Here is a 16568-nt window from a genome sequence, read left to right as displayed (position 1 = left end):
ATATGAACTTACTAGAAAAAACACGCCAATTAAACACAATGCTTCAACAAGAGGCAAGTGCGCACGTTGACTTTAAAGAAATGGCGGACAAAATGCGTGAAGTCCTTGAGTCCAACACGTTTATCGTGAGTCGTCGGGGACGACTTCTCGGTTTTGCAATCAAACAACAGATTGAGAATGACCGGATGAAAGCATTCTTAGTCGATCGACAGTTCCCGGAGCCATATGCTTCGAACTTGTTCAATGTCAAAGAAACGACAGCGAACATCGATATCGATAGTGAATATACAGCGTTCCCAGTCGAGAACCACGATCTATTCCTCAACTCCATGACGACGATTGTTCCAATCATCGGTGGAGGAGAACGTTTAGGTACGCTCGTACTCGGTCGATTGGCGAATGAATTCACAGAAGATGACCTCGTTCTCGCGGAGTACTCTGCAACTGTAGTTGGAATGGAGATCCTTCGTGAGAAGGCTGCGGAAGCAGAAACGTCGGCACGTAAGAAAGCAGTCGTCCAGATGGCGATTAACTCGTTATCGTATTCAGAGCTTGAGGCAATCGAACATATCTTCGAAGAGCTTGGTGGAAACGAAGGATTGCTAGTTGCTTCCAAAATTGCCGACAGAGTGGGAATCACGCGTTCGGTCATCGTCAACGCACTTCGGAAATTAGAAAGTGCAGGGGTCATTGAATCACGTTCTTTAGGAATGAAAGGAACGTATATCAAGATATTAAATGACAACTTCTTGTTTGAATTGCAAAAACTGAAATCAAACTGAAATACAACTTTCGATGTGTAATTTCCATTGAAAACACTTTTAAAAGGGACTTTATTCCTAAAAAACCGCTTTCCTTGATAAGGAGGCGGTTTTTTTTAGTACAAAAGTAATTATTTTCACCTTTTGACGTGATTTCGACAAAAAGATATTAAGCCATTTACCTATGTTTTAAAAAATATCTTTCAGAACTGTTACAGATTTGTTTCAATGAAATAGTAGATTTTCCAAATGAGGTATATTTAGTAGTCATTATATGAAAGTGAGTGAACGCCGTGAATTGGATTGGTAGTGACTATCAATTACTAAAGCAAGCCATCAACCATTCAGTCCTTAACCAAAAGGTCATCAGTCATAACCTTTCAAACATTGATACGCCGAATTTCAAAGCCAAACAGGCTGTGTTTGAGCAGACGCTTCAGAGTGAGATGCGACTCAAGCTGCAAGGTGGTCGTCCGAGTGACTCGACCCAGTCGAAGGTCATCGATCGAGCTGGTGGCGCCATGAGGAGTGATGGCAACAACGTCGACTTGGATTATGAAATGAGTGAGCTGGCACGAAACCAACTCCAGTATGAGGCGATGATGGAGCAATTGAATCGTAGGCTCGGGGGATTAAAATCTGTTATTCGGGGAGGTCGTTAATCAATGGGAATGTTTGATAGTTTTCATATTTCAGCTTCAGCGTTGACGTCACAACGGCTACGAATGGATACCGTGTCGGCGAACATCGCCAACGCTCAGACGACTCGCGGGAGACTCGTGGACGGAGAGTGGCAACCATACACACGAAAGATGACCGTGTTGCAAGAAGCGCCATTCCGGAAGCAAATGGATGCCGTTAATGGAGGGGTGCAGGTATCTCAAATCATCGAAGACGATGCACCGTATAAATTGGCTTATAACCCGAATCATCCCGATGCGGATGAGCGAGGGTACGTACAAATGCCGAACGTCGATCTCTTGAAAGAAATGGTCGATTTGATGGGTGCGACTCGTTCGTACGAAGCAAACATTGCAGCGATGAACGCCTCGAAGGCGATGCTCGTAAAAGCGATGGAGATTGGTAAAGGATAAGGAGTGTTAACGGATGCAAATTAATCCAATTCAATTGATGAGCCCAGAACTCACGCCATCACTGAATAAAACGAACCCATCTCAATTTGGGTCATACTTGAATGAAGCGATGAACGCATTGAATGAGACACAACAAGCGACTAGTCAAGCCCGTAAAGATTTGGCGGTCGGGAAAGCTGACCTTCATCAGGTGATGATTCAAAGTGAAGAGTCGTCGATTGCGATGCAACTTGCCATCGAGGTGAGGAACAAGGCTGTTGAGGCCTATCAAGAAATGATGCGAATGCAAGTTTAATTGTAGAGGATGACAAGTTGCGATGAATGAACAATTAAAAGAACGATTCAAATCCATGACCGGTGCATTAAAGGCGATGCCAGCGAAACGTAAACTCGTATGGGGCATCTCGATCGCGGTCATACTAATCGCGGCCCTCGTACTCACATTCTTCCTTTCAAGGCCAAACATGGCACCTCTCTATACAAACTTGTCTGCTCAAGAAGCGGGCGAAGTGACAGAGAAGTTGACAGCAGACGGGGTACAGTCGGAAATCAAGGCGACTTCGAACGGTGTGAGCGTGTATGTGCCGACTGAAATGGTCGATCAGTTGAAAGTGAGTTTGGCTGCTGCCGGGATTCCAAAGTCCGGCTCGATTGATTATAGTTTCTTCAGCGAAAACGCAGGGTTCGGAACGACAGACCGTGAGATGGCTGTCATCGAACGTAGTGCGATGCAGACGGAGCTAGAGCGACTCATCACACAGATTGAAGGAATCAATCAAGCGAAAGTAATCATCTCACTTCCTGAGAAGTCTGTCTTCTTGGCAGAAGATCAAGGTGAGCCTACCGCGTCCATCGTCTTGAACATCGGAGCGGGGACGAATTTAGAACCAAACACAGTAAAAGGTCTCTATCATTTGATTAGTAAGAGTGTCCCGAACTTGAAACCGGAAAACATTTCAATTATGGACCAATACTTCACGTATTATGATCTCGACCAGACTGTTGTTGCTGGAGGTTCCTCGTCAGATCCATTGGCGTTGAAGCGACAAGTCGAAAAAGACGTACGTCAACAAATCCAACAGATGCTCTCGGTTCTACTCGGCGAACGGAGCGTACTCGTTTCCGTCACAGCAGACATCGACACGACACAAACGGCTGAAGAACAGAATCTTGTCACGCCGGTCGATGAAGAAAACATGGAAGGCATCGTCACGTCTGCCGAGCGGATTGCTGAAGCATACACTGGCGGAACAGGTACGGCGACAGAAGCGACGGGAACTGGTGAGAACGACACAATCAACTTCCCGGCAGCGACTGGCGATGGCACAGAAGAAAGTGAAAAGAATCATGAAATCATCAATTACGAGGTCAACCGCATCACGAAGCAGATTCAAAACGCACCATATACGATTCGTGACCTCGGAGTCCAACTCATCGTTGAACCACCAGATGGCGCAACAAGTATCGATCCGCAGTTAGAAGGCGACCTCGAGACGATGATGTATTCCATTATTCGGACGTCGTTAGCGAAGACGGATGAAGCCATCACGGATGCTGAACTCGAACAGAAAGTTGTCGTCGTGTCGAGACCGTTCGCTGAAGTGGAAGAGGTTGCAGCAACAGAGCAACCGACACCTTGGTGGATGTATGCGGCAGCGGCGGGTGCAGTCGTAATTCTTGCCTTGATCTTCTTCGCGATGCGTAGACGGAAGCAAGAGGTTGTGGAAGAGACGAACGAATGGGAAGTTCCATATGAAGATGAAGTACCTGACCTAGACCTCGAAGAGCGAGGCGAAGGTGCAGTGAAGAAGAAACAGTTAGAAAAATTAGCTGAAAGTAATCCAGAAGAGTTTGCTAAACTGCTTCGTACTTGGATGTCTGAGGAGTGAGTAACGTGAACTATGCAAAACAATCGAATCGCGAAAAAGCAGCGATGCTCATGATTTCCCTGGGACCTGAAGTGGCAGCGAACGTCTACAAACATCTTTCAGAAGAAGAGATGGAACAACTGACGCTTCAAATTTCAGCGTTAAAAAAAGTGTCCCCGGAAGAAAAGGATAGTATTCTCGGTGAGTTCCATGAACTCGCCATGGCACAAAGTTATATCACTCAGGGTGGAATCGGGTTTGCGAAAACTGTCCTTGAAAAAGCAGTTGGTGAAGACAAGGCGATGGCATTGATTCATCGTCTGACTTCCACCTTACAGGTCAGACCGTTCGAGTTTGCACGAAAAGCAGACCCGAAACAGTTATTGAACTTTATCCAAAACGAGCACCCACAGACGATTGCGTTAATCTTAGCGCATTTAGAACCCGTCAAATCAGGGCAAATCCTCTCGGAACTTCCACCTGAGATTCAATCGGAAGTCGCAAAACGGATTGCGACGATGGATCGACTCAATCCAGACGTCATCCATGAAGTGGAACAAATCCTTGAGAAAAACTTGTCGCAGACGGATATGCAAGATTATGCTCAATCTGGTGGAATCGAAGCAGTCGTCGAAGTCTTGAACGGTGTAGACCGGACGACCGAACGTACCATTCTCGATGCGCTCGAAATCGAAGACCCGGAACTTGCAGAAGAAATCAAAAAGCGGATGTTCGTCTTCGAAGATATCGTTACGCTCGATTCTCGTGCGATTCAACGAATCATTCGCGAAGTGGCGAACGACGACTTGTTACTTGCGCTCAAGGTCTCTTCGGAGGAAGTCAAACAAATTATCTTCAAAAACATGTCACAACGTATGGTCGAAACGTTCAAAGAAGATATGGAATTCATGGGACCGGTACGGTTGCGTGACGTCGAAGAGGCACAGAGCCGAATCGTCGGAATCATTCGTCGCCTAGAGGACGTCGGTGAGATTGTAATCAGTCGAGGTGGAGGAGATGACATCGTTGTCTAATGTGATCAAACGCCAACGTGCAACATCGAATATTCCGCACCGGATTGAATCCAAGCGCTTAGAAACACCCATTATAGAACCGAATGACGGAATCAATCATCACGATGTCATTCAGTCGCGCTATGAGAAGTTGAAGCAGGACGAAGAAGCATTTCAACAGTTTCAGTTGACCGAAGTCGAACAGTTGGAGCGGTTGAAACAACAGGTGTTCGAGGAGGCGCGTTCAGAAGGGTATCAGGAAGGTCTCCTTCAAGGTAGACAGGACGGATTGGCTGAGTTCGAGGACATCACCACACGATTAAATTCCGTTTCGACCGAACTTGAACTCTTATTTGAAGAAAAATGGAGACAAGCGGAAGAACAACTCATTGAGCTGGCAATCTCGGTCAGTGCACATGTGACAACGGAACTTGTTCGGAAAGATGAAGAACTCTTTGCGACGATGATCCGTGATCAAATGTCACATTGGATCGATGCCGAAGCAATCACAATCTTTGTTCATCCGACACGTCTTGCCTCGATTCAGCAATTCGAAGCGATGTGGCGGACAGAAGAGACACCCCCTTTGAAATATCGTGGGGACGGATCATTGGATGAAACGGCAGTCCGAATCGAGTCGCCACATCGTGGGAATGAAGTCGATTTAACGTATAGTTTCGAACGGATTCAAGCTAAAATCGAGGAGGTTTTAGCGGATGGTGCTTATTGAGCAGGTTCTTGACTCAATCAAGCAGTCTTCGGACGGCGAGTTCACACGAAAAATCGGTCGAGTTTGCCGTGTCATCGGATTGATGATTGAGTCGAATGGGCCGAGTGCATTTGTCGGAGAACGCTGTTTGATTGTCCTTCCGTCGAATGAAACGGTTGAAGCAGAGGTTGTCGGATTCAATGAAGAGCGTGTTTTGCTCATGCCATACGGTGAAACTACGCAAATTGCGCCAGGGTGTCTTGTAAAGGGAACGGGAAAAATGCTTCAAGTTCCTGTAGGGGAAGAGTTGATTGGTCAAGTGCTCGATGGTTTGGGACGTCCACTTTCAGGTGAGCGTCTTGTGACCGGTAAGCGTTATGACGTTCAACGTAAACCTCCGAATCCTTTGAATCGACCAAGGATTTTAGATGCGCTGTCGACCGGTGTACGCATGATTGATGGACTGTTGACTGTAGGGAAAGGACAACGGGTCGGTTTGTTTGCTGGTTCCGGTGTAGGGAAGTCGACCTTGCTCGGGATGATTGCCAAACGATCTTCGGCAGATATTAACGTCATCGCCTTGATTGGAGAACGGGGTCGGGAAGTAAAAGAGTTCATCGAAAAAGAACTCGGACCAGAAGGCATGGCTCGTTCCGTCGTGATTGTAGCGACAAGCGACCAACCCCCGCTTGTCCGGTTGAAGGGAGCTTACACGGCGACCGCGATTGCCGAGTACTTCCGGGACCAAGGGAAAGAAGTGGTCTTGATGATGGACTCGGTGACACGTTTTGCGATGGCACAGCGTGAGATTGGTCTTGCGACGGGCGAACCCCCAACATCGAAAGGGTACACCCCATCCGTATTCGCCATGCTACCTCAACTATTAGAGCGAAGTGGAACAGCGGCGACAGGTTCAATCACTGCGTTCTATACGGTCCTCGTCGACGGGGATGATATGAATGAACCGATTGCCGACGCGGTGCGGGGGATTTTAGACGGACACTTTGTGATGGACCGGGCGCTCGCAAACCGTGGGCAATTCCCGGCAATCCATGTACTGAAATCCATCAGTCGGGTCATGAACCAAATCGCTTCCCCTTCACACAGAGATGCAGCTCAAACGTTCCGCAGTTGGCTCGCGACCTATATTGACGCAGAAGATTTAATCAATATCGGAGCGTATAAAAAAGGCACCAATCCTTCAATTGATACCGCTGTGGAGAAATATCCATACTTGTTGACGTTTTTGAAACAATCGATCGAAGAAGATGCTGCTTTCGAACAGACGATGACCCACTTGTCACATATTGCACGAGGTGAATCATGAATAGACTCATATTAGAACGAATCATGCCGATTGCGGAACATGAAAAAGAAGATGCCGCCATAGAAGTCAGAGGATTTAAGGCAAGACTTGAGACAGAGATGGAGAAGCTATATGACCTTCTTCTCATGTATGAGTCGCTCATCAAACACCAAGACGAACAATCTGGAAACATCGACCTTCTCATGTCGCAGTATCGAGAAAAGACGCGAGAGCAAGTGAAACGTCAAATCGAAACGCAACAGCTCGTCGTACAACAGGCCCGCAATCGCTATCATGCGTCGCAAGAACGATTGCTCGGTAAAGTGGTGGAAGAAAAGAAATACGTGACGCTTCATGAAAAGGTCAGCATGCAAGAGATGACGGTAGCTAAACTTACAGAGCAACAAATGATGGATGAACTTGCTGTGATTCATCATGGGAAAGGGAAGTAGCATGGCAAAAGAGAACAATAAACGAGGCAAGCAAATGATTGTGGCGTTGGTCCTCATTCCAGCAATCTTCATCTTAGTCGGTGGGATTGTCGTCATGAACTATGCGATGGACCGTCCGCTCTTATCCGTTCCCTTATTAGAAGTGAACGAGGACGAGAAAACGGAAGAATCAAAAAAAACGGAGACGCAGGTGAATGTGACGGGAATCGATTCGGACGCAGCGAACCGATTAAAAGCAGCGAACAGTGAGATTGAAAAACTTCGCAACGAAAATGTTGAATTGACGAACGAAGTAAAGGCTAGACAAGAAGAAATCACCGATTTGATTCGTGAACGAGATCGACTCGTCTCGGAACTAGAGGCAGCGTCAAAAGAAGAGGAGACCTCATCTGATGTCGCCAGCGTTTATGAAGAAATGTCAGCCAAACAGGCGGCAGCTATTATGGGTGAACTCGAAAGCCCTCAAGTTGCTGAACTGTTGAAGGAGCTATCACCTAAGCAACAGGCAGACATCTTAGGACGAATGAATGCGCAACAGGCTGCGGTTGTGACGCAGCTTCTCCAATGAACACAAGAAGGGAGGGCCAACATTGAATATCGCTTTATTGACGCAAGCCATTCAAGGATCGATGGCTCGTACTGGAGCAGTGGAGGGAGAATCAAAGGGAGCAGGTGGATTTTTAAGCCTCCTTTCTGCGATGCTTGCCCCAATGCAAGGCTCAGGGGAGCAGGCAGAACTTCCTCAACTTGAAGAAGGTGTGCTTCCTGAAGGATCAGTCGATTTTGAAAAAGTGGCACAGGAACTCGAAACATGGTTTCAAAAGCCTGATACATTGAAGTGGCTAAAATCACTGCCACAAGATGCGTATCGGACGTTTATGGATGCATATGTAAGTTTACTCGGTCAATTGTCTAATCCTTCGCCTGAGACTGAAATCCCGTCTTCGGTTTTACCGGCGATTGTACAGACGACGACTACGCCGAAAGTCCATACTACGAAGCAAACAGAGGGAAATACTCAGACGACCAACATTGCACTGACTCAACAAGTTCCAAACCAAGAACTTGCCAAACAGGTTCAAACGATGCAACGGATCATCACACAGTATAAAGGACCAATAGAAGGTACATTGAAAGAAGTTCCCGTCTTGCCAAATGTTGAAACCGTAAAAATCGCAAAACCTGCGCTACAGCCAAATAACGTAGACTGGATGCCGAAAGGGATGAACTGGTCAAGACCACAGATTGACGTGGACACGGTCATGTATGCTTCGAAAGGATCCCTTCCTGAAAATTTACAAGCTCGGATTGAAGCGGCTTTGCAAAAGGCACCGTTCAAAAGTGGGGCAGATGGTTCAAAAGTCTTCACTGTAAGATTGTATCCGGAGCAGTTAGGGGAACTCGTCGTCAAGCTAGAGCGGAAGAATGGAGAACTTGTCGTCAAGATGTTTGCCAGCAATCAAGAGGCGAAGCAACTGATCCAGTCACAGGTTCAACAGTTGCAACAAACGTTGACACCCCATTCGCAAAACGTTCGGATCGAGGTCAACTTGACACAGCAAGCGCTCGATTCAAAATCAGCCTTGTCCGATGGTTCCGAGCAACCGGAACAAGAACAACCACAAGAACAGCCTAAAGGAGGGTCTGAAGATGACGAGCATCCAACCGAAGACGAATGATTATACATTGCCAGATCAGTCGCTCCCAAAAGCGACAAATCAATACGATAAAGACATGTTTATGAAGTTGCTTCTCGCTCAAATCGCGAACCAGGACCCGATGTCACCGATGGAAGATAAAGAATTCATCGCACAAATGGCACAGTTCTCATCGCTCGAACAAATGCAAACGATTTCGAAACAACTCGATTCTGTTCTCGTTGACCGTCACATGTCTTCGATTTCTGAATACAGTAGCATGATTGGGAAAACAATCAACTTTACAACCGAAACGAGTGAAGAGACGACGAAAGGCACAGGTCGTGTCGTTTCCATTTCTCGTAACGACTTAACCGGATATATGGCCGATCTTGAAGACGGAACATCCGTCAGCGTGTACGATATCACATCGATCAAATAAGCATAGGAGGAATGCATTATGTTAAGAGCAATGTACTCAGGAATCAGTGGATTGAAGAACTTCCAATCGAAGCTAGACGTCGTCGGGAACAACATCGCCAACGTCAATACGTTTGGTTATAAAAAAGGGCGCGTCACGTTCAAAGACCTTGTCAGTCAACAAGTCGGGAGTGCGTCAGGTGGGAACGGGACAACAGCCGGTGGAGTCAACCCGAAAGAAGTCGGTCTCGGGGGAACGATGGCTACGGTCGATAACGTATACAACCAAGGAGCGATGCAAAACACGGGACGTGCCCTTGACGTCGGGATTTCAGGTGAAGGGTTCTTCGCAATTAATGTGAACGGGCAAACACAATATACACGTGCCGGTAACTTCTATACTGATAATGCTGGAGATATCGTTAACGGTGATGGAGCATATGTCCTTAGTACAACAAATACAAAAATCACTGTTCCGGCCGGTGCTAAATCTCTTTCAATTGGTAAAGATGGACAAGTCAGTTATGTAAATGCTGCAGGGGCTTCTGTGAACTTGGGTCAAATTCAAGTCGTTACATTTGCTAACAACGCAGGTCTGTCTAAGGTTGGTGCAAACAACTATATTCAATCTCAAAACTCTGGCGCACCGAATCCAGGTGTACCGGGAGTCGCTGGTCGTGGAGAACTTGTCTCAGGCGCACTCGAAATGTCAAACGTTGACCTTTCAGAAGAGTTCACAGAAATGATCGTGGCACAGCGTGGATTCCAGGCGAACACACGCATTATCACAACATCGGACGAGATCCTTCAAGAGCTCGTCAACTTGAAACGCTGATGATTCGCGTCACGGCATTTCGCGGTGAGGAGTTCGTGCTGAACGCTTTGCTCATCGAAACGGTGAAGGCAGAGCCCGACACGATCATCCAATTGTTTAATGGCAAAACGTATCTCGTAAAAGAAACGAAAGGTCAAATCATTGAACGAACTGAAGCCTTTTACCGCTCAATCGGTTTAGTCGGAACGATGTTCAGAAGAGGTGAAGAAGATGAGTGAAGAAGAAAAGAAAAAAGGTGGCGGCCTAAAAGTCGTAATCATCCTGCTTGTCGTCCTGCTCGTCATGGGCGGTGCCGGATTCATGACTTACAAATATGTCTTTGGTGATAACGTCACTGCTAAAACGAAACCTGTCACAGCTGAAGAGTTGGCAGAACGGAGTTTCATGACTGATGACATGACGACCAACATTCAAGACGAGCGTTTCATCAACGTTCAATTTACGATTGTCACAGATTCGGCTGAAACGAAAGAGAATTTAGAACTACGCAAGTTCCAAGTTCACAACGTCATTTTGGGTGATTTATCCGGGATGACGAAAGCCCAATTGGCAACAAAAGAAGATATGCAAAAGTTCGAACAAACATTACGAGAACAACTTAACGGACTGCTTGAAGAAGGTGAAGTCCAACGCGTCTATATGACGAAGAAAATTATTCAGTGAGGTGGCATCATGGGAGAAGTACTGTCTCAACAAGAAATTGATGCCTTACTATCTGCTTTAAGCAGTGGGGATGTCGAAGCGGACTCCTTTCTCGCGCAAGAGGAAGAGAAGAAAGTTCGACAATACGACTTCAAGCGAGCCGTTCGATTTTCAAAAGACCAAATTCGCAGCTTAACTCGGATTCACGAACATTTCACGCGTATGCTCACGACATTTTTCTCGGCTCAACTTCGCACATATGTTCAGTTTTCGGTCAACTCGGTCGAACAATTACCGTACGATGAATTCATTCATTCCATTCCGAGCATGACGATGATCAACTTGATTGAGGCGCCACCGTTAAACGGACGATTCATCATCGAAGTCAATCCGAACATCTCATACGCGATGCTAGACCGGTTACTCGGAGGTCCTGGTGTCGAGATGGATAAAATCGAATCGTTCACCGAAATTGAGATGCGGATTTTGACGCAATTGTACAAACGAGCCTTTTCGACTTATGGGGATGCTTGGGAATCGATTGCTGAGATTAAAGCAGAAATGTCAGCTGTTGAAGTGAATCCGCAGTTCCTGCAACTCGTTTCACCAAACGAAACGGTCGTCTTGATTTCGATTGGTGTGACGATTGGTGAAGTGAGCGGAACCATCAACGTTTGTCTTCCATTCGTGACAATCGAACCGGTATTGTCCAAACTATCAAGTCATTATTGGATGCAAGAAGCGAATCGACGGAATGCAAGTCAATCGAGTAAAGAGCCACTTAAAGCTCAATTGATGAACTCGACAGTCGAAGTTGTATCCTTACTCGGTGGGACGACAATCACGTTTGGAGATTTGTTGCATCTAGAAGTCGGAGATTGTTTGGCACTCGATCAATTAGCAAAAGAACCTCTGTCCGTCATGGTGGGGGAAAATAAAGTATTTAAAGGGCAAGTCGGTGTGAGCGGGAAGCGAATGGCGGTTCAAGTGCTTCACCGTGTGAAGGAGGAAGAGCAATGAGTGAGATGCTGTCACAAGATGAAATTGATGCGTTATTACGTGGGACAAGCGACAATACGCCGACGCCAGAAGTCGAAGCAAAAGAAGAACATTTAGATTCGATGGAGAGCGACGCACTCGGAGAAATTGGGAATATTTCATTCGGGAACTCGGCAACAGCCTTGTCAACATTATTACAACAGAAGGTTGAAATTACGACACCGGTTGTCAGTGAAGTGAGAATTGAAGCGTTACGCGAACGCTATCCCACTCCTCACGTGGCACTTCGAGTTGGCTATACAGAAGGAATCCAAGGGGAAAACGTTCTCGTATTGACTCGCGAAGATGCGGCAATCATCTCCGACCTCATGTTAGGTGGAAGTGGAGAGAATGTTGATCCGGAGAGCCTTGATGAGATTCGTTTATCAGCTGTTCAAGAAGCGATGAATCAAATGATGGGTGCGGCAGCAACGTCTTTATCGACGGTATTTTCGAAGAAAATTGACATCTCGCCACCGCTTGTCGAAGTGTTTGATGCAACAAAGAATCAGACAATCATCGATCGCCTTGAACTATGGGAGACGATGGTACTCATTGAGTTCAATCTCAAAGTAGGCACGTTGATTGATTCAACGATTGTCCAGATTGCACCAATTCAGTTTGGAAAGCAGTTAGTCGACGAGTTGATGAAAGCGACTGGAGAGGTCCAAGCGGCATCAGAACCGGTAAAAGAGCAGCCGAAAGCGGAAGCACCGAAACCACAGCCGCAAGCACAACAACCAGCACAGTCCGTTGCCCCACAACCAAACAAGCAAAAATCTATGCCGGAAGTAGCTGTGAGCCAGGCGGAATTCATGCCACTCCAATCACCGGCGTCACAAGAAACGGCCCCAGCAAATCTTGGGTTGCTGTATGATGTCCCGTTAAACGTGACAGTAGAGTTAGGAAGAACGAAAAAATCCGTTCGGGAAGTACTTGAGTTATCACAAGGCTCCATCATTGAACTCGACAAATTAGCAGGTGAGCCGGTAGACATTTATGTCAACCAACAGCGAATCGCTAGAGGAGAAGTCGTCGTCATTGAAGAAAACTTTGGGGTACGTGTAACAGAAATTATTCAACCGCATGAGCGGATCGGAATCGTTTAAGGAGGAATTTAGAATGAGTGCAAAAGTATTAGTAGTAGATGACGCAGCGTTCATGCGTATGATGATTAAGGACATTTTGACAAAGAACGGGTACGACGTAGTAGGTGAGGCGGAAAACGGAGCGGACGCTGTCGCGAAATATCGTGAACTCACACCGGATCTCGTCACACTTGACATCACGATGCCTGAGATGGATGGACTCGCAGCATTGAAAGAAATTCGTAGCTTCGACTCGAATGCGAAAATCATCATGTGTTCAGCGATGGGACAACAAGCGATGGTCATCGATGCCATTCAAGCTGGTGCAAAAGACTTTATCGTCAAACCTTTCAATGCAGAGCGTGTCATCGAAGCAGTTTCTAAAACGGTCGCACAATGAAGAAATGGTGGTTGATTATTCTTCTCGTGGTTGGGCTCTTCGGTCCAACCACGGTTGAGGCCGCCACCGTAGACCAACAATTCGAGCAACAACAGACAGATGAACAGGAAAGTAACGTTCCAACGACAGCGTCAACCATTGGCAATGGCGTGAAAGTCGTGTTAAGTCTCGTGGTCGTGGTCGGCGGATTTATCGTTTTGATGCGTTGGCTCGGTTCCAAAACACAAGGCGTGAAAGCGACTCAACATATGAAACATCTCGGAGGCGTCCCTCTTGGGAAAGACCGCTCTGTTCAGCTCGTGAAGCTCGGTGACCAGGTATATGTACTCGGTGTCGGCGATTCGATTCAACTGATCGATCGACTTGATGCGGACACGATGGAGGAAGAGCAAACGGAAACCTTGTCACTCCGAACGTCAAATTCGAATGCATTTTTAGACACCTTTAAGAAACAACTCGCTCAGCTAGAAGAAGTGAGGAAGAAATCATGACAACGTTTGAGCAATTGATCAATTTAGAAACACCGGACAGTACATCGACATCCATCAAGCTATTGATTTTGTTGACATTGCTGACGCTCGCACCATCCTTTTTAATCTTGATGACTTGCTTTACCCGTGTCGTGGTCGTCTTGTCATTCATTCGACCGGCGCTCGGTACACAGCAAACGCCACCGAACCAATTGATTGTCGGATTGGCACTGTTCATCACACTGTTCGTCATGTCTCCAGTTCTCTCTGACTTAAATGAGAACGCATTAAAACCATACCTCGATGACAAGATCTCACAAAATGAGGCGTTCGATGAGGCAAGTGGGACGATGAAAGAGTTCATGTCGAAATATACAAGACAAGAAGATTTACAACTGTTCTTAAAGTATGGGAATTACGAGCAGCCGGAGACACTTGATGATGTACCTCTCCTCGCTTTGGTTCCTGCTTATGCGATCAGTGAGTTGAAGACCGCTTTCCAAATCGGCTTCATGATTTTCTTACCGTTTTTAATCATTGATATGGTAGTCGCGAGTGTCCTCATGTCGATGGGGATGATGATGCTTCCTCCAGTCATGATTGCACTGCCGTTTAAATTATTATTGTTTGTATTGGTCGATGGCTGGCACTTGATTGTGGAATCATTGCTTAGAAGTATGTAGGGGGAACGGACATGACACAAGAAATGGTCATCTATTTGGCGACAGAGAGTGTGTGGACCTTATTAAAAATATCAATGCCACTTCTACTCATCTCACTGATCGTCGGTCTCGTGATCTCGATTTTACAGGCCACGACTCAAATTCAAGAACAAACGTTATCGTTCGTTCCGAAAATTATCTCGGTCTTCATCGGTCTCGTCATTTTTGGACCGTGGATGCTTCAACAGATTGAAGGGTTCACGCGTTTGATTTTTGAGTTGATGGTCGAGGTTGCTTCGAAATGAATGCAGTCGACTTCATCAGTATGTATGGATTAACGTTCGCGCGACTGTCTGGCTTTTTTGTCAGTGTCCCGTTGTTCTCGACGAGACAATTACCGGTCATGCACCGCGTCGCGTTCAGTGCGTTTTTAGCATACTATGCAATGTTCACACTGACCGAGCCAATTCAAATGACCAATGCGTTTGTCCTGCAAGTCGTCTATGAAGTCATGATCGGACTTTTACTCGGACTGTTAATCAACATCCTATTTTTTGCACCGCAAATTGCCGGTGGGGTCATCGATTTACAGCTCGGATTAGCGATGGCATCCGCATATGATCCGATGTTTGGCGGTCAATCACCATTGATTGGACGATTTTATTATATTTTTACGCTATTCATTTTGTTGACGAGCAACCTGCATCTTCTGCTGATTGACGGCATTTATTATAGCTTTCAAATCTATCCGCCTGGCCAACCGATGATCAACTTTACTGAAGCTTCATTGATGATGGCTGTAAAAGTCGTCACGATGACAATGATGGTCGCGTTGCAATTGGCGTTGCCGATGATGGCTTCCTTACTGCTTGTGGACTTAGCTCTCGGTTTTTTAGCGAAGTCAGCACCGCAATTCAATATCTTTGCCATCGGATTTTCATTTAAACTTATCGCTGGTTTTGCCGTCATGGTTTTATTGATGGGACTGACATTGACAGGAATCAGCCAGTTCATCCCGCTATTACAAGAAGTGATGCACGACTTTATGCTCATATTAGGAGACGCCTCATGAAGAAGCCTCTATATCCTTTATCGGTCAATCTACAGTTTTTTGCAGGTGAAAAGACAGAAAAAGCGACGCCACGTAAACGGGAAGACTCCCGAAAGAAGGGGCAGGTCGCCAAGTCAGCCGATTTGACTGGAGCGTTCGCACTTTTTGCGATGTTTCTTATGTTATCTTTTTTCGGTCCCGTGATTGGGCAACAATTGCTTTCTTTAATCAGCGATTTACTCAGCCCAGAGTATTTATTGTTTAACGTGACGGGCGGCATGTCGGATATGGTCGTCGACTTAATGCTCCGTGTCGGTTTGATTTTGGCTCCGTTCTTTATCGTCGCCGTCGTGTTTGGGATTCTCATCAATTACCTACAAATCGGAACGTTATTTTCTTTAGAAGCCATTCAACCAAAGCTTGAGCGGATCGACCCGATCAAGGGGGTCAAACGCATCGTCAGTATGAAAGCGGTCGTCGAATTTTTAAAGTCCTTATTCAAATTGTTAATCATCCTGACAACCGCTGTCGCTGTCCTTTGGAAAAATCAGAAAGAACTGTCTCGGATGGCCGTCGAACAAGTTCGTGAATCGATTGTCGCACTCGCGAGTATCACAATCGAACTTGGTCTTTGGGTAAGTGTCGCCTTGCTCGCACTTGCACTACTCGATTTATTCTACCAACGATTTGATTTTGAGAAATCGATCCGAATGTCTAAGCAAGATATAAAAGATGAGTACAAAAATACTGAAGGTGACCCACTCATCAAATCTAAAATCAAACAGCAACAACGGGAAATGGCGATGCGACGGATGATGCAAGAAATACCGAATGCCGATGTCGTCATCACGAACCCGACCCATTACGCGGTCGTCATTCGATATGATGACACGAAAGATTTTGCGCCGCTCGTGGTCGCTAAAGGGGTCGACCGGGTCGCCTTTCATATTCGAGATGTCGCAAAAGAACATGACGTGGCCATTGTTGAAAATAAACCACTCGCGCGAGCGCTCTATGCGCAAATCGACATCGGTGAAGTGGTAGACGAATCGTTTTATCAAGCCATTGCGGAAGTACTGGCATTCGTCTATCAAATGAAGCAACCGTCTTGAGGAGGAGTAT

Annotated in this window: 23 protein-coding genes; all 23 read left to right on the top strand. The window is 46.3% G+C overall.

Translation table 11 applies throughout. The features are described from left to right. Positions 1-2 precede the first annotated feature (2 nt). The gene (gene codY, locus KNO79_RS08135; protein WP_074037253.1) at positions 3-782 is read left to right on the top strand and encodes a GTP-sensing pleiotropic transcriptional regulator CodY; all 780 of its coding nucleotides are present in this window, start codon (positions 3-5) and stop codon (positions 780-782) included. Positions 783-1054: 272 nt separating this feature from the next. Then, on the top strand, positions 1055-1423 hold the full coding sequence (gene flgB, locus KNO79_RS08130) for a flagellar basal body rod protein FlgB (RefSeq protein ID WP_074037939.1): 369 nt from the start codon (positions 1055-1057) through the stop codon (positions 1421-1423). 3 nt (positions 1424-1426) lie between these two features. Beyond that, positions 1427-1855 carry a flagellar basal body rod protein FlgC gene (gene flgC, locus KNO79_RS08125; RefSeq protein WP_074037252.1) on the top strand — a complete coding sequence of 143 codons (429 nt, stop codon included), beginning with the start codon at positions 1427-1429 and terminating at the stop codon, positions 1853-1855. A 13-nt stretch (positions 1856-1868) separates the two neighbouring features. Then, complete coding sequence (gene fliE, locus KNO79_RS08120; protein ID WP_074037250.1) at positions 1869-2150, top strand: flagellar hook-basal body complex protein FliE; 282 nt, start codon at positions 1869-1871, stop codon at positions 2148-2150. 22 nt (positions 2151-2172) lie between these two features. After that, positions 2173-3744, top strand: coding sequence for a flagellar basal-body MS-ring/collar protein FliF (fliF, locus tag KNO79_RS08115; protein WP_078146698.1), 1572 nt, complete (start codon positions 2173-2175; stop codon positions 3742-3744). 5 nt (positions 3745-3749) lie between these two features. Continuing rightward, complete coding sequence (gene fliG / locus KNO79_RS08110) at positions 3750-4757, top strand: flagellar motor switch protein FliG (RefSeq protein WP_026826250.1); 1008 nt, start codon at positions 3750-3752, stop codon at positions 4755-4757. Continuing rightward, positions 4741-5466: a FliH/SctL family protein gene (locus KNO79_RS08105; RefSeq protein ID WP_214691057.1), complete on the top strand. Its 726-nt coding sequence runs from the start codon at positions 4741-4743 to the stop codon at positions 5464-5466. The genes fliG and KNO79_RS08105 overlap by 17 nt, the downstream gene beginning before the upstream one ends. Beyond that, positions 5453-6772, top strand: coding sequence for a flagellar protein export ATPase FliI (fliI, locus tag KNO79_RS08100; RefSeq protein WP_159562089.1), 1320 nt, complete (start codon positions 5453-5455; stop codon positions 6770-6772). The genes KNO79_RS08105 and fliI overlap by 14 nt, the downstream gene beginning before the upstream one ends. Continuing rightward, entirely contained in the window at positions 6769-7203 is a 435-nt protein-coding gene (locus KNO79_RS08095) for a flagellar FliJ family protein (protein WP_159562090.1), read from the top strand. Before fliI ends, KNO79_RS08095 begins: the two co-directional genes overlap by 4 nt. Position 7204: 1 nt before the next feature. Beyond that, positions 7205-7771, top strand: coding sequence for a MotE family protein (locus KNO79_RS08090; RefSeq protein WP_196430544.1), 567 nt, complete (start codon positions 7205-7207; stop codon positions 7769-7771). 22 nt (positions 7772-7793) lie between these two features. Next, positions 7794-8882 carry a flagellar hook-length control protein FliK gene (locus tag KNO79_RS08085; protein ID WP_214691056.1) on the top strand — a complete coding sequence of 363 codons (1089 nt, stop codon included), beginning with the start codon at positions 7794-7796 and terminating at the stop codon, positions 8880-8882. Further along, positions 8854-9282: a flagellar hook capping FlgD N-terminal domain-containing protein gene (locus KNO79_RS08080; protein WP_074037242.1), complete on the top strand. Its 429-nt coding sequence runs from the start codon at positions 8854-8856 to the stop codon at positions 9280-9282. The genes KNO79_RS08085 and KNO79_RS08080 overlap by 29 nt, the downstream gene beginning before the upstream one ends. A gap of 18 nt (positions 9283-9300) precedes the next feature. Further along, a complete protein-coding gene (gene flgG / locus KNO79_RS08075) occupies positions 9301-10095 on the top strand; it encodes a flagellar basal body rod protein FlgG (RefSeq protein WP_214691055.1) in 795 nt (264 codons plus the stop codon). Further along, positions 10095-10313 (top strand): flagellar FlbD family protein, encoded by a 219-nt coding sequence (locus KNO79_RS08070; RefSeq protein ID WP_214691054.1) that lies wholly within the window; start codon positions 10095-10097, stop codon positions 10311-10313. The genes flgG and KNO79_RS08070 overlap by 1 nt, the downstream gene beginning before the upstream one ends. After that, a complete protein-coding gene (locus KNO79_RS08065; protein ID WP_015881397.1) occupies positions 10306-10758 on the top strand; it encodes a flagellar basal body-associated FliL family protein in 453 nt (150 codons plus the stop codon). Before KNO79_RS08070 ends, KNO79_RS08065 begins: the two co-directional genes overlap by 8 nt. A gap of 9 nt (positions 10759-10767) precedes the next feature. Then, positions 10768-11757 carry a flagellar motor switch protein FliM gene (gene fliM / locus KNO79_RS08060; protein ID WP_159562093.1) on the top strand — a complete coding sequence of 330 codons (990 nt, stop codon included), beginning with the start codon at positions 10768-10770 and terminating at the stop codon, positions 11755-11757. After that, positions 11754-12884: a flagellar motor switch phosphatase FliY gene (fliY, locus tag KNO79_RS08055; RefSeq protein ID WP_159562094.1), complete on the top strand. Its 1131-nt coding sequence runs from the start codon at positions 11754-11756 to the stop codon at positions 12882-12884. Before fliM ends, fliY begins: the two co-directional genes overlap by 4 nt. 13 nt (positions 12885-12897) lie before the next feature. After that, complete coding sequence (locus tag KNO79_RS08050; protein WP_015881400.1) at positions 12898-13263, top strand: response regulator; 366 nt, start codon at positions 12898-12900, stop codon at positions 13261-13263. Continuing rightward, positions 13260-13754: a flagellar biosynthetic protein FliO gene (locus KNO79_RS08045; RefSeq protein WP_074037238.1), complete on the top strand. Its 495-nt coding sequence runs from the start codon at positions 13260-13262 to the stop codon at positions 13752-13754. Before KNO79_RS08050 ends, KNO79_RS08045 begins: the two co-directional genes overlap by 4 nt. Next, entirely contained in the window at positions 13751-14416 is a 666-nt protein-coding gene (gene fliP, locus KNO79_RS08040; protein WP_074037237.1) for a flagellar type III secretion system pore protein FliP, read from the top strand. The genes KNO79_RS08045 and fliP overlap by 4 nt, the downstream gene beginning before the upstream one ends. 11 nt (positions 14417-14427) lie before the next feature. Beyond that, positions 14428-14700, top strand: coding sequence for a flagellar biosynthesis protein FliQ (gene fliQ / locus KNO79_RS08035; RefSeq protein ID WP_015881403.1), 273 nt, complete (start codon positions 14428-14430; stop codon positions 14698-14700). Further along, entirely contained in the window at positions 14697-15467 is a 771-nt protein-coding gene (gene fliR / locus KNO79_RS08030) for a flagellar biosynthetic protein FliR (protein ID WP_074037236.1), read from the top strand. Before fliQ ends, fliR begins: the two co-directional genes overlap by 4 nt. After that, the gene (flhB, locus tag KNO79_RS08025) at positions 15464-16558 is read left to right on the top strand and encodes a flagellar biosynthesis protein FlhB (protein WP_159562095.1); all 1095 of its coding nucleotides are present in this window, start codon (positions 15464-15466) and stop codon (positions 16556-16558) included. The genes fliR and flhB overlap by 4 nt, the downstream gene beginning before the upstream one ends. Positions 16559-16568 lie beyond the last annotated feature (10 nt).

It is taken from the genome of Exiguobacterium sp. s43, assembly GCF_018617255.1.
Lineage (GTDB): Bacteria > Bacillota > Bacilli > Exiguobacteriales > Exiguobacteriaceae > Exiguobacterium > Exiguobacterium profundum.
This window is presented reverse-complemented; position numbering and strand designations above follow the sequence as displayed.